The organism is Haloferax larsenii (assembly GCF_024730625.1).
GTDB classification, from domain to species: Archaea; Halobacteriota; Halobacteria; order Halobacteriales; family Haloferacaceae; genus Haloferax; species Haloferax larsenii.
In genome coordinates, this window is record NZ_CP078063.1 from 1,240,177 (window position 1) to 1,253,057 (window position 12,881).

Genomic DNA, 12,881 nt, shown 5'->3' on the forward strand with positions numbered 1-12,881 from the left:
AAGTTGGGAAGTGTTAAATGGGTGGCTCCCAAAATCTGCCGTAGTATCCCGTGACAGCTTCTTCCAGCACCCAGCAGCACCATACATGGTAGACGTAAGCCAACACAAACTGGTTCCGGAGCACACGGTTCTCGACGACGAGGAAGTCGAGAGCGTGTTGCAGGAGTACAACGTCGAGAAGACGAACCTGCCGAAGATCAAGCGCAAGGACCCGGCGCTCCCCGACGACGCGGAGCCCGGCGATGTCATCAAGATCGTTCGGAATTCGCGAACGACCGACAAGGCGGTCGTATATCGATTGGTGATCGAATGAACCGACAAGCGCGACGCGAGGTTTCTCGCAAGTACTTCTCTGAAGAACGGCTCGCTGAACATCACTTCCGCTCGTTCAACGCGTTCCTCGAACGCGGCATGTCGGATGTCGTCGAGGAGAAGGCGACCATCGAGACGGACATCGGTGACAAGGAGGGCGAAGAGCCGGTCTACGTCGAACTCGGTGGCGTCCGCGTCGAGACGCCCCGTGTCCGCGAGGCCGACGGCTCTGAAGAACTTCTCTTCCCGCAGGAAGCGCGCCTGCGTAACATCACCTACTCCGCCCCCGTGTTCATGGAGATGTCCATCGTCCGCGGCGGCGAAGAAGAAGAGGAAGTCGTCGTCGACACCGCCGAGACGAAGGTCGGCCGGATGCCCATCATGGTCGGCTCCTCGAAGTGTAACATCGCCGAACTCTCCGACGCGGACCTCGTCGAAATCGGCGAAGACCCCGTCGACCCCGGCGGCTACTTCATCGTCAACGGTTCCGAGCGCGTCCTCATGACGTCCGAGGACCTGGCTCCGAACAAGATTCTCGCCGAGTACGACACGAAGTACGGCGACGAGATTCAGGTCGCAAAGACGTTCAGCCAGCGCCGCGGGTACCGCGCGCTCGTTCTCTGTGAGCGCAACCGTGAGGGCCTGCTCGAAGTGTCGTTCCCGTCTGTCTCCGGGAGCGTCAACTTCGTCACGCTCGTCCGCGCGCTCGGTCTCGAATCCGACGAGGAAATCGTCCACCGCGTCTCCGAGGACCCGGAGATTGTGAAGTTCATGCTCGAAAACCTCGAAGAGGCCGACGTCCAGACCCAAGAGCAGGCCATCGAGGCACTCGGTAAGCGCGTCGCTGGTGGGCAGGGGAAGAACTACCAGCTCAAGCGCGCCAACTACGTCATCGACCGCTACCTTCTGCCGCACCTCCACGAGGAGGGCGCAGAAGAAGAGGAAGTGCGCATGAACAAAGCGTACTACCTCTGCCGGATGGCCGAGGCGTGTTTCGAACTCGCACTCGGTCGGCGCGACTCCGACGACAAGGACCACTACGCCAACAAACGCCTCAAGGTCTCCGGCGACCTGATGAAGGACCTCTTCCGCACTGCGCTCAACAAGCTGGCACGCGACGTGAAGTACCAGCTCGAACGCGCCAACATGCGTAACCGTAACCTCACGGTGAACACCGTCGTCCGTTCCGACGTGCTCACCGAGCGTCTCGAACACCCGATTGCGACCGGGAACTGGGTGGGCGGACGCTCCGGCGTCTCTCAGCTCGTCGACCGGACCGACTACATGGGTGTGCTGTCTCACCTGCGTCGCCTCCGTAGTCCGCTGTCGCGGTCACAGCCTCACTTCGAGGCACGCGACCTGCACGCGACCCAGTGGGGTCGCATCTGTCCCTCCGAGACCCCCGAGGGACCGAACTGTGGGCTGGTGAAGAACTTCGCGCAGGCGATGGAACTCTCCCAGAACGTCGAAGACGAACAGGCACTGAAGCGAGAACTTGCGTCGATGGGTGTCGAGGGTATCCCCGGCATCGATAGCGTCGACGCCACACCCGCAGACGACTAACATGGCTCAGGCACAGCGAGAAGCGAAAGTATACGTCAACGGTAGTCTCGTCGGGACGCATCCCGACCCCGAACAGCTCGCGGCGCAGATTCGCGAGGCACGTCGCCGCGGCGACGTCAGCCAGATGGTGAACGTCTCCGTCAAGGAGCGCACCCGCGAAGTCATCATCAACGCTGACGCCGGCCGCGCCCGCCGTCCGCTCATCGTCGTCGAAGACGGTGAGCCGCTCCTCGGCGACGAACACGTCGAGGCACTCGAAAACAACGAACTCGACTTCGACGACATGGTCGAGCGCGGCCTCGTCGAGTTCATCGACGCCGAAGAGGAAGAAGACATCTACGTCGGCGTCGACGAGGACGAACTGACCGAGGACCACACGCACCTCGAAATCGACCCACAGCTCATCTTCGGTATCGGTGCCGGGATGATTCCGTACCCGGAACACAACGCCTCGCCGCGTATTACGATGGGTGCAGGGATGATGAAGCAGTCGCTGGGACTTCCGGCGGCGAACTACCGAATCCGTCCCGACACCCGACAACACCTCCTTCACTACCCACAGCTCTCGATGGTCAAGACCCAGACCACAGAGCAGATTGGGTTCGACGAGCGTCCGGCGGCACAGAACTTCGTCGTCGCCGTGATGTCCTACGAGGGCTTCAACATCGAGGACGCGCTCGTCATGAACAAGGGCTCTGTCGAACGCGCCCTTTCGCGTTCGCACTTCTTCCGTACCTACGAAGGCGAAGAGCGCCGCTACCCCGGCGGTCAGGAAGACCGCTTCGAGATTCCGTCGCAGGACGTGCGCGGTGCGCGCGGTGAAGACGCCTACTCGCACCTCGACGAAGACGGCCTCGTCAACCCCGAGACGGTCGTCGACGAGAACTCCGTTCTCCTCGGGAAGACGTCGCCGCCGCGGTTCCTCGAAGAACCCGACGACATGGCAGGTCTCTCGCCGCAGAAGCGCCGCGAGACGTCCGTCACGATGCGCTCGGGCGAATCCGGTGTCGTCGACACGGTCACGCTGATGGAGGGTGAAGACGGCTCGAAACTCGCCAAGGTCTCCGTGCGCGACCAGCGCGTCCCGGAACTCGGCGACAAGTTCGCATCTCGTCACGGTCAGAAGGGTGTCGTGGGCCACTTGGCTCCGCAGGAAGACATGCCCTTCACCGCCGACGGCGTCGTGCCGGACCTCATCATCAACCCGCACGCGCTGCCGTCGCGGATGACGGTCGGTCACGTGCTGGAGATGCTCGGCGGCAAGGTCGGTGCGCTCGAAGGTCGGCGCGTCGACGGGACCGCCTTCCAGGGCGAGTCCGAGGACGAACTTCGGTCTGCGCTGGAAGAACGCGGCTACATGTCTTCCGGGAAGGAGGTCATGTACTCCGGTGTCACCGGCGAGAAGGTCGAAGCCGAGATTTTCGTCGGCATCATCTTCTACCACAAGCTGTACCACATGGTGAGCAACAAGCTGCACGCCCGCTCGCGCGGTCCCGTGCAGGTTCTCACCCGCCAGCCCACCGAGGGTCGCGCCCGCGAGGGTGGGCTTCGTCTCGGTGAGATGGAGCGTGACACCGTCATCGGGCACGGCGCGGCGATGGTGCTGCAGGAGCGCCTGCTCGACTCCTCCGACAAGGAGAGCGTCTACATCTCCGCGGACACCGGCATGGTCGCCGTCGAGGACCGCGACCAGCGCCGTATCTACGACCCGGTCACGGGCGACGAGGACAACATCCACGAAATCGACATCAGCTACGCGTTCAAGCTGCTGCTCGACGAGATGGTCGCACTCGGCGTGCGCCCGCGAATCGAACTGAAGGACGCGGTCTAACTACACATGTCAATACAGACACCCAAAGAAATCGGAAGTATCCAGTTCGGGTTGATGGACCCGGAGACGTACCGAGACATGTCCGCGACGAAGGTCATCACCGCGGACACCTACGACGACGACGGTTACCCCATCGACATGGGTCTCATGGACCCGCGTCTGGGCGTCATCGACCCCGGTCTGCAGTGCCGCACCTGCGGCCAGCACTCGGGGTCGTGCAACGGTCACTTCGGCCACATCGAACTGGCCGCCCCCGTCATCCACGTCGGTTTCACGAAGCTCATCCGTCGCCTGCTCCGCTCGACGTGTCGCGAGTGCGGTCGCCTCGCGCTCACGCAGGAAGAAGCAGACGACTACCGCGACAAACTCGGTCGCACGAAGGAACTCGGCGACGACTGGAGCGACGTGATGAAGTCGGCAGTTCGGCAGGCCCGCAAGGCCCACCGCTGCCCGCACTGCAGTTCGCCGCAGCACGACATCAAACACGAGAAGCCGACGACCTACTACGAGGTCCAGAACGTGCTCGCCGGGGACTTCTCCGAGCGCATCGCCGAAGCGATGCAGCCGGACCCCGACGACGAGGACGACGAAGGCATCTCGCCGGTCGACCTCGCCGAGAAGGCCGACCTCCCGGCAGAGCGCGTCAACCAAGTGCTCGCCGGTGAGTTCCGCCCCGTCGGCGACGACCGCAAGGCGCTGGAGAAGGCACTCGGTATCGACCTGACCGAAGAGGACATGAACAAGCTGATGCCCTCGGACATCCGCGACTGGTTCGAGGACATCCCGGACGAGGACCTCGTCACGCTCGGTATCGACCCCGACCGGTCGCGCCCCGAGTGGATGATTCTGACCGTCCTCCCCGTCCCGCCGGTCACCGCTCGACCGTCGATTACGCTCGACAACGGCCAGCGCTCCGAGGACGACCTGACCCACAAGCTCGTCGACATCATCCGCATCAACCAGCGGTTCATGGAGAACCGCGAGGCCGGTGCGCCGCAGCTGATTATCGAGGACCTGTGGGAACTGCTCCAGTACCACGTCACCACGTTCATCGACAACGAGATTTCGGGAACACCGCCGGCACGTCACCGCTCCGGCCGCCCGCTCAAGACGCTCAGCCAGCGTCTGAAAGGGAAGGAAGGTCGCTTCCGTGGCTCGCTGTCCGGTAAGCGTGTCAACTTCTCCGCGCGTACCGTCATCTCGCCGGACCCGACGCTCTCGCTCAACGAGGTCGGTGTCCCGGACCGCGTCGCCACCGAGATGACTCAGACGATGAACGTCACCGACCGCAACATCGACGAGGCTCGACAGTACGTCCGTAACGGACCCGAGAGCCACCCCGGTGCGAACTACGTCCGTCGTCCCGACGGCCGTCGCCTGAAGGTGACAGAGAAGAACTGCGAGGAACTCGCAGAGAAGGTCGAAGTCGGCTGGGAGGTCAACCGCCACCTCGTCGACGGCGACATCGTTATCTTCAACCGACAGCCATCGCTGCACCGGATGTCCATCATGGCGCACGAAGTCGTCGTGATGCCGTACAAGACGTTCCGCCTGAACACTGTCGTCTGCCCGCCGTACAACGCAGACTTCGACGGCGACGAGATGAACATGCACGCCCTCCAGAACGAGGAAGCCCGTGCCGAGGCGCGCGTCCTCATGCGCGTCCAAGAGCAGATTCTCTCGCCCCGCTTCGGTGAGAACATCATCGGGGCCATTCAGGACCACATTTCGGGTACGTACCTGCTGACCCACGACAACCCGCACTTCGTCGAGACGCAGGCGCTCGACCTGCTTCGCGCGACGCGCGTGGACACGCTCCCCGAACCCGCAGGCGAAGACGACGACGGCACCCCGTACTGGACGGGACACCAGATCTTCTCCGAACTCCTGCCTGACGACCTGAACATGGAGTTCACGTCGAAGGTCGGCGACACCGTCGTCATCGAGGACGGTCAACTCCTCGAAGGCACCATCGACGAGGACGCAGTCGGTGCCTTCGGTGGCGAGATTGTGGACGTGCTCGCGAAGGACTACTCGAAGACGCGCTCGCGCATCTTCATCAACGAGATTGCCTCGCTGGCGATGCGCGCCATCATGCACTTCGGGCTGTCTATCGGTATCGACGACGAGTCGATTCCGGACGAAGCGACCGCACAGGTCGACGAAGCCATCGACGCCGCCTACGACAAGATTCAGGAACTCATCGAGATTTACGAGGCGGGCGAACTCGAATCGCTGCCCGGTCGCTCGGTCGACGAGACGCTCGAAATGAAGATTATGCAGCGTCTCGGCAAGGCACGTGACTCTGCTGGTGAAATCGCAGAGGACCACTTCGACGAGGACAACCCGGCAGTGGTGATGTCCAAGTCCGGTGCGCGTGCATCCATGCTCAACCTGACGCAGATGGCTGGCTGTGTCGGCCAGCAGGCAGTTCGTGGCGAGCGCATCAACCGCGGGTACGAAGAGCGTACCCTGAGCCACTACCAGAAAGGCGACCTCTCGGCAGAGGCCCACGGCTTCGTCGAGAACTCCTACTGTGCCGGTCTCACCCCGCGTGAGTTCTTCTTCCACGCGATGGGTGGCCGCGAGGGGCTTGTCGACACTGCAGTCCGTACCTCGAAGTCCGGGTACCTGCAGCGTCGTCTCATCAACGCCCTGTCCGAACTCGAAGCGCAGTACGACGGCTCCGTCCGAGACACCTCGGGCACCATCGTCCAGTTCGAATTCGGTGAAGACGGCACGAGTCCGGTGAAGGTCTCGTCGGGCGACGACAAGCCAATCGACGTCGACGCCATCGCGGACCGTGTCGTCGATGCGGAGTTCAGCTCCGACGAAGAGAAAGAACGGTTCCTCGGCGAGCGCGCGCCGAAGACGAACCTCTCCGAGCACGGCGTCTCGGCCCGTGCGGAGGTGGAATCCGATGACTGAACACGAACCCGAATCCGACTACGAACACGTCGACGCCGACGCCGTCGATGTCGTCGAGGCGGCCGACGTCCCTCGACGCCTGAAAGAGGAGATTTACCAGACTATCGACGACCGCGAGGGCGTCACGAGCCAGCAGGCAGCTGAAATCGTGAAGGCCGTCGAGACGCGCTACCGCGAGACGCGAGTCGACGCGCTCGACCCCGTCGGCACGGTGTCTGCGCAGTCTATCGGTGAGCCGGGGACGCAGATGACGATGAACACGTTCCACTTCGCGGGTGTCGCGGAGATTGACGTGACACAGGGGCTTCCCCGCCTCATCGAACTGGTGGACGCCCGGAAGACTCCGGACACGCCGATGATGACGGTCCACCTCGACGACGAGTACGCGAAGGACCGCGACCTCGCCCACCAAGTCGTCTGGGACATCGAATCGACGAAGATTCTCGCCCTCGGTGACATCTCGACGAACGTCGCCGACATGGTCGTCCAAATCAACCTGAACGACGACACGCTCCAAGAGCGCTGGCCGACCTACGACGACGTGGGTGTCATCGCCAGCGAAATCGCCGACACCATCGAAGACGCCCTCGGCGTCAAGACGCGTCGGCAGGGGACCATCATCGAGTTCGGCCCCGAGAGCCCGAGCTACCGTCGGCTTCTCCAACTCGTCGAGGAACTCCGCGACATCGTCTTCAAGGGTATCGAAGAGGTCTCGCGCGTCGTCATCCGCAAGGAACAGAACGACGACACCGACGAGGAAGAGTTCGTCCTCTACACCGAAGGGTCGGCCTTCGGCGACGTGCTCTCTATCGAGGGCGTCGACGCCTCTCGCACCACGTCGAACAACATCCACGAGGTGCACAAGCAACTCGGTATCGAGGCGGCCCGCGAGGCAATCATCGACGAGACGATGAACACGCTCAAAGAGCAGGGTCTCGACGACGTGAACATTCGTCACCTGATGTTGGTCGCGGACATCATGACCAACAACGGCGAAATCGAGTCCATCGGCCGCCACGGTATCTCCGGGTCGAAGGAGTCCGTCCTCGCGCGTGCAGCGTTCGAGGTCACGGTCAACCACCTGCTCGACGCCGCCATCCACGGCGAAGAAGACGACCTCGACGGTGTCATCGAGAACGTCATCGTCGGCAAGCCAATCGCCATCGGTACCGGCGACGTGGACCTCCGAATGGGGTCGCTCGACGTCGACGACGCCGACGCGGGCGCAGCACCCGAACCGTCTGACGACTGACGATGAAAGTCACGCTGTCGGATGCGGCACGCCGGTTCGTCGTCCTCTTCGAGGACGAGACCGGAGCGACGGCGCACGACTGTCTCGTCTTCGACGACCGGGTCGTCTTCCTCGTCGCGGCGGGCGACATGGCGACGGCAATCGGTCCCGGTGGTCGAACGGTGCAGGCGGTCGAGCGCCAAATCGGGCGCACGGTCGAACTGGTCGAAGACGCCGACACGCCCGAGGCGTTCGTCGCGAGCGCGCTCGCGCCGGCCGCAGTCAGACACGTGACGATTTCGCGGCAGAACGACACCGTGGCGTACGTCGAAGTCGAAGAAGACGACCGCGGTGTCGCTATCGGGTCCGGCGGGAAGACCATCGATACCGCCCGGACGCTGGCGCAGCGCCACTACGACATCGACGACATCCAGTTGACGTAGGCTGTCGCGTCGGCCGCCGCGTTCGGAGTGTGCTCTCTGCGGCCACACGTTTTTGCTGCCCGCGCTCGCCTGAGTAGGCATGTCCGCGAGTATTCCGAGCGCCACGAGCGCCGGTTCTATCTCTGTACCGAGCGCTGGCTCTGTTTCGGCACAGATTGACTTCGGCCTCTTCCGCGGGTACGAGGGCGTTGCGGGCGCAGCCCTCGGGTTCGTCGTCGGAACGGTCGTCGTCTACGTCGTCGGGCGCCTCCTTTTCGTCCCGGCAGTCACGAGCGTCGTCAGTTCGCGGAACCAGAACAACCCGACGTTGGAGACGGCGACACAGACGTACGCGCACGTCTTCGTCGTACTGCTCGCAGCGTTGGCGGGAGTCGTCGGTGCGGGATACGGCGAAACGCTGACCGACGGCGCGCTCATCGTCGCCGCATTGACCCTCGTGGTCGGTGTCGCCGGTCAGGAGGTCATTGGGGCGCTCATCAGCGGTATCTTTCTCGTCGCCGACCCCGATTTCAACGTCGGTGATTGGATTTCGTGGCCCGGCGGTGAGGGTGTCATCGAGGCCGTGGATTTCCGGGTCACGCGCGTCCGAACCATCAATAACGAGACGGTCACCGTTCCCAACACCGAACTCACGACGAACTCGCTTCTCAGGCCGTACGGGCGAGAGCGGTACCGGATTACGGAGCGCGTCGATATCGCCTACAGCGACGACGCGGAACTGGCGCTGCGCGAACTCGTCGAAGTCGCCCGCGAAGACGACCGAATCGTCGAGACGCCCGCGCCCAACTCTCGAATCATCGAGTTCGCAGGGAGCAGCGTAGCCCTCCGTGCAGAGTTTTGGGTGGAATCGCCGATGGACGTCGACCTCGTGGACGTGCGCTCGAAGTTCCGACGGCGAGTCAAACTACGATTCGATTCGGAGGGGCTGACGCTCGGCCCGGCGTCCGGCCGCGAGGTGAGCGGCCACCTCGACGTCGACCTCGTCGAGGGGTGACACGCCAGCCCCAACGACAACTTCTCCGGTCACTTCAGTCCCTCTTCGCCAGCGTGCGCCCGTCGTTTGATTTCGTGAAACGCCCTCAGATTCGTCCTTAGGGGTCGCTAACCGGAGCTGAATCCGTCTCGCCGGATTCGAAAAGGGAGGCTTAAGTAGCTCCATATGGAAATCACGTCCACTATGGCAAACGGCAAATACGCCGCGCGGAAGCTCAAGAAGGACCGGCAGAAACGCCGCTGGTCCGACTCGGGCTACGCACGACGCGAGCGTGGACTCGGCAAGAAGTCTGACCCCCTCGAAGGTGCCCCGCAGGGCCGCGGTATCGTCCTCGAGAAGGTCGGCATCGAAGCAAAGCAGCCGAACTCGGCAATCCGAAAGTGTGTCCGTGTCCAGCTCATCAAGAACGGAAAGCAGGTCACTGCCTTCTGTCCTGGTGACGGCGCAATCTCGTTCATCGACGAGCACGACGAAGTCACCATCGCCGGTATCGGTGGTGCGAAGGGTCGTGCGATGGGTGACCTTTCCGGTGTCAACTACAAGGTCGAGAAGGTCAACGGCGTCTCGATGATTGAACTCGTCCGCGGAAACGCAGAAAAGCCGGTGCGATAATATGTCTGAAAGCGACGCCCCCGAACCCGAGTCCCCCGCCAGCAGCGACGAAGCAAAGCAGAACGCGCTTCTGTTCGGCGAGTGGGATGTCTCCGAAATCGAGTACAGCGCCCCGGGCATGAGCCGCTACATCAAGGCGACGCCGATTGCCCACACGATGGGCCGTCACGCCTCGAAGCAGTTCAAGAAGTCCGAAATCAGCATCGTCGAGCGCCTCGTCAACCGTCTGATGCAGACGGAAGACAACACGGGCCACAAGCAGAAGACGATGAAAATCGTCCGCGATGCGTTCGACATCGTCGCCGAGCAGACCGACGAGAACCCGGTTCAGATTCTCGTCACCGCCGTCGAGAACGCCGGCCCCCGCGAGGAGACCGTCCGCCTCAAGTACGGTGGCATCTCGGTCCCGCAGGCCGTCGACGTCGCACCCCAGCGCCGTGTCGACCAGGCCCTGAAGTTCATCGCACAGGGCACCCTCAGCGGTTCGTACAAGTCTAAGACCAGCGCCGCCGAAGCGCTCGCACAGCAGCTCATCGGTGCCGCCGACTACGACGTGCAGGCATACGCCATCTCGCAGAAAGAAGAGAAAGAGCGCGTCGCAGAAGCGGCCCGGTAATCTCTCGTCTTTCTCTTCGTTTTCTTCTCGGCGAGCGGTTGCGCTATCGAACGCTCGTGCTCGCTCTCGCTCTCCTCGCTTTCATTTCACTCCCACTCCAGTGACTGTCGCCACCTCGACACCACCACGAAACTTATGATTTCGACGTAGTATCTGTCTGTATGTCTCGACGGTTCTCGCGTCGCTCGTTGCTCGTCACTCTCGGTATCGGGTCTCTCGCCGGTTGTCTTCGCGGTGATTCTTCGACCGGGTCGACTGCCGACACGCCGACACCGGCGACCGAGCAGACGGCAGCGACGACGACAGCGACCGCGACTCCCGTCCCGCCAGTCACAGAACGGTACGACCTGTCTGTCGACCACGACTCGGCGGCGAGCGAGACCGCATGGGAACCGCCGACGTCACCGCCGCCGACGGAACTCGAAGTCGAGCCAGTCGTCGAAAATATCGCGATTCCGTGGGAGGTCACCTTCGCACCTAACGGCGACCTGTTCGTCTCCGAGCGTCCGGGTCGCATCCTCCGGTACACCGCTGGTGCGCTGGAGGCGTCGTTCGAAGCTGCAGACGTGGTCGACGCCAGCGCAGTCGCCCACGGGGAAGAAGGTGGCTGGTGGGCCGCAGGCGGTGAGGGTGGACTGATGGGTCTGACAGTCCACCCACTGTATCCTGCTGTTCCTGTCGTCTACGCCGTCTATACCTACGATGCCGAGGACGGCCCCCGAAATCGGCTGGTGTGTTTCGACGTCACTGCGGACGACCCCGCGAAGACCGAAACGGTACTCATCGACGGCATTCCGGGTGCGAACGTCCACAACGGAAGCCGCCTCGCGTTCGGTCCAGCCAACTACCTCTGGATGACGACCGGCGATGCCGCCGAGGAAGCGAACGCCGCAGACCCCACGAACCTCGCGGGGTCGGTCCTTCGCCTCGAACCGGACGGAACCGCGCCGTCCGACAACCCCGATTTCGGCCCGGACTCCGACTCCCGACTCTACACTATCGGCCACCGAAACCCACAGGGGCTCACGTGGCTCCCCGACGGAACGACGCTCGTCACCGAACACGGTCCCGGTGGAAAAGACGAGATAAACCGCCTCGTCGCCGGTGGCAACTACGGCTGGGGAACGATGGAGCCGACGAACCGCAACGCGGAGGGATACACCGATTCGTCGTTCGCGCGTCCGGTCGTCAACACTGGTTCGAAGACGTGGGCACCGCCGGGGTGTGCGTTCTACACCGGGTCGTTCGACGGCTTTCGGAATCGTCTCGTCGTCGGTGGGTTGCGGTCTCAACGGCTCAACATCGTCACGCTCGTTCCGTCGGACGACGACCTTCCCGGTGCGGACTCGGGCACGGTGTTCGACGCGTCGTGGATGGACGCCGAGTACGACGCCGTCGCGCACGTGCGACTCGAAAACGAAGTCGGGCGCATCCGCGACGTGACGCAGGCTCCTGACGGGTCGCTTTTGATTTCGACGTCGAACCGCGACGGCCGAACGCGGAGCGACGAGGTAGACTACCCGCGACCGACCGACGACCGAATCCTGCGGGTCGTTCCGGCGTCTGAGTAACCCAGTCTGAAGCGGCGGCGTCTCAGTCGGCCGCCATGTTCGACCCGACGACGTAGTTTTTCACCACGTCGACGAGCGTCCGGCGGTACTCGCTTTCCGAGGGGTCGGTCGCGAGCGTGCGGAAGTGCTCTTTGAACGTCGGAAGCGAGATGTCCGGCGCGTCGTCTGCCGCCGCGTGCGCAAGGTCGTACAGTCGGTGGTCAGACGAGATGAGGTCGTGGCGTTCGACGAGCGCGAGCGCGAACGCGGCGTTCACGACGGTAATCTCCGGGTCCGACCCGTTGCTGACGAGTTGTGTTCCTGGGCGCTCCGTGGCTCTCGGGCGGTCGGCGACGGCAGTCGCTAACTGCGATTCGAGGAACTGAACGAGTTTTTCGGCGGGCGCGACGCTGAGTGTCAAGTCGTCCGCGTAGATGTCCTTGCAGTGATTCGCAATCTGGTAGCAGTGAGCGAGCTTTCGCCGTTCGACTGCTCGCCCCGCGAGCGCGAGAAACACCGCTTCCCGAGTCGATTGGTAGTGCGAGGCGTGGCCGGCCTCGTTGAGGGCCATGTGGGAGAGTTCGTGGAGGGCGAACTCTCGGGCCATCGCACTCGTCGCGGCTTTCCGCGAGATGTTGAGGACGTGTCGGTCTGTGTAGTGGGCGGCCCACGTTCGGGAATCCGGGTCGTCGTGGACGCGCACGAAGACTGGGTAGTCGATGTGGAATTCGGTTTCGAACAGGTCGGCGGCGCTCAAGAACGGGTCTGCCGGTGCGCCTCCGAGTACACGGAGGTCCATTC

The 12,881-nt window shown here is 63.2% G+C and carries 11 protein-coding genes; 10 read left to right on the forward strand and 1 reads right to left on the reverse strand.

From position 1 onward, the window contains the following. Window positions 1-85 precede the first annotated feature (85 nt). The 10 genes from KU306_RS06460 (at window position 86) to KU306_RS06505 (ending at window position 12,101) form a co-directional block, all read left to right on the forward strand. Window positions 86-313, forward strand: coding sequence for a DNA-directed RNA polymerase subunit H (locus tag KU306_RS06460; RefSeq protein WP_007544515.1), 228 nt, complete (start codon window positions 86-88; stop codon window positions 311-313). Continuing rightward, window positions 310-1,875, forward strand: a complete 1,566-nt coding sequence (locus KU306_RS06465; RefSeq protein ID WP_007544516.1) for a DNA-directed RNA polymerase subunit B'' — start codon at window positions 310-312, stop codon at window positions 1,873-1,875. Before KU306_RS06460 ends, KU306_RS06465 begins: the two co-directional genes overlap by 4 nt. A 1-nt stretch (window position 1,876) precedes the next feature. Beyond that, the gene (rpoB, locus tag KU306_RS06470) at window positions 1,877-3,706 is read left to right on the forward strand and encodes a DNA-directed RNA polymerase subunit B (protein WP_008322818.1); all 1,830 of its coding nucleotides are present in this window, start codon (window positions 1,877-1,879) and stop codon (window positions 3,704-3,706) included. A gap of 6 nt (window positions 3,707-3,712) precedes the next feature. Then, window positions 3,713-6,634 (forward strand): DNA-directed RNA polymerase subunit A', encoded by a 2,922-nt coding sequence (locus KU306_RS06475; protein WP_007544518.1) that lies wholly within the window; start codon window positions 3,713-3,715, stop codon window positions 6,632-6,634. Next, the gene (gene rpoA2, locus KU306_RS06480) at window positions 6,627-7,886 is read left to right on the forward strand and encodes a DNA-directed RNA polymerase subunit A'' (RefSeq protein WP_007544519.1); all 1,260 of its coding nucleotides are present in this window, start codon (window positions 6,627-6,629) and stop codon (window positions 7,884-7,886) included. Before KU306_RS06475 ends, rpoA2 begins: the two co-directional genes overlap by 8 nt. A 2-nt stretch (window positions 7,887-7,888) precedes the next feature. After that, a complete protein-coding gene (locus KU306_RS06485; protein WP_007544520.1) occupies window positions 7,889-8,308 on the forward strand; it encodes a NusA-like transcription termination signal-binding factor in 420 nt (139 codons plus the stop codon). A gap of 79 nt (window positions 8,309-8,387) precedes the next feature. Then, window positions 8,388-9,302 (forward strand): mechanosensitive ion channel family protein, encoded by a 915-nt coding sequence (locus tag KU306_RS06490; RefSeq protein ID WP_258303214.1) that lies wholly within the window; start codon window positions 8,388-8,390, stop codon window positions 9,300-9,302. Between the two features lie 183 nt (window positions 9,303-9,485). After that, on the forward strand, window positions 9,486-9,914 hold the full coding sequence (locus KU306_RS06495) for a 30S ribosomal protein S12 (protein ID WP_007544522.1): 429 nt from the start codon (window positions 9,486-9,488) through the stop codon (window positions 9,912-9,914). Between the two features lies 1 nt (window position 9,915). Then, a complete protein-coding gene (locus tag KU306_RS06500; RefSeq protein ID WP_258303215.1) occupies window positions 9,916-10,530 on the forward strand; it encodes a 30S ribosomal protein S7 in 615 nt (204 codons plus the stop codon). Window positions 10,531-10,691: 161 nt separating this feature from the next. Continuing rightward, complete coding sequence (locus KU306_RS06505; protein WP_258303216.1) at window positions 10,692-12,101, forward strand: PQQ-dependent sugar dehydrogenase; 1,410 nt, start codon at window positions 10,692-10,694, stop codon at window positions 12,099-12,101. Window positions 12,102-12,123: 22 nt separating this feature from the next. Here KU306_RS06505 and KU306_RS06510 read toward each other — a convergent pair whose 3' ends face one another. Further along, window positions 12,124-12,879 (reverse strand): DUF5781 family protein, encoded by a 756-nt coding sequence (locus KU306_RS06510; RefSeq protein ID WP_258303217.1) that lies wholly within the window; start codon window positions 12,877-12,879, stop codon window positions 12,124-12,126. Window positions 12,880-12,881 lie beyond the last annotated feature (2 nt).

Bases quoted from the DNA above. Each gene is read 5' to 3' on its own strand.
- KU306_RS06500 (WP_258303215.1), top strand. From the start codon at position 9,916: ATGTCTGAAAGCGACGCCCCCGAACCCGAGTCCCCCGCCAGCAGCGAC.
- KU306_RS06505 (WP_258303216.1), top strand. From the start codon at position 10,692: ATGTCTCGACGGTTCTCGCGTCGCTCGTTGCTCGTCACTCTCGGTATC.
- KU306_RS06510 (WP_258303217.1), bottom strand. From the start codon at position 12,879: ATGGACCTCCGTGTACTCGGAGGCGCACCGGCAGACCCGTTCTTGAGC.
- rpoB (WP_008322818.1), top strand. From the start codon at position 1,877: ATGGCTCAGGCACAGCGAGAAGCGAAAGTATACGTCAACGGTAGTCTC.
- KU306_RS06475 (WP_007544518.1), top strand. From the start codon at position 3,713: ATGTCAATACAGACACCCAAAGAAATCGGAAGTATCCAGTTCGGGTTG.
- KU306_RS06490 (WP_258303214.1), top strand. From the start codon at position 8,388: ATGTCCGCGAGTATTCCGAGCGCCACGAGCGCCGGTTCTATCTCTGTA.
- KU306_RS06465 (WP_007544516.1), top strand. From the start codon at position 310: ATGAACCGACAAGCGCGACGCGAGGTTTCTCGCAAGTACTTCTCTGAA.
- rpoA2 (WP_007544519.1), top strand. From the start codon at position 6,627: ATGACTGAACACGAACCCGAATCCGACTACGAACACGTCGACGCCGAC.
- KU306_RS06460 (WP_007544515.1), top strand. From the start codon at position 86: ATGGTAGACGTAAGCCAACACAAACTGGTTCCGGAGCACACGGTTCTC.
- KU306_RS06495 (WP_007544522.1), top strand. From the start codon at position 9,486: ATGGCAAACGGCAAATACGCCGCGCGGAAGCTCAAGAAGGACCGGCAG.
- KU306_RS06485 (WP_007544520.1), top strand. From the start codon at position 7,889: ATGAAAGTCACGCTGTCGGATGCGGCACGCCGGTTCGTCGTCCTCTTC.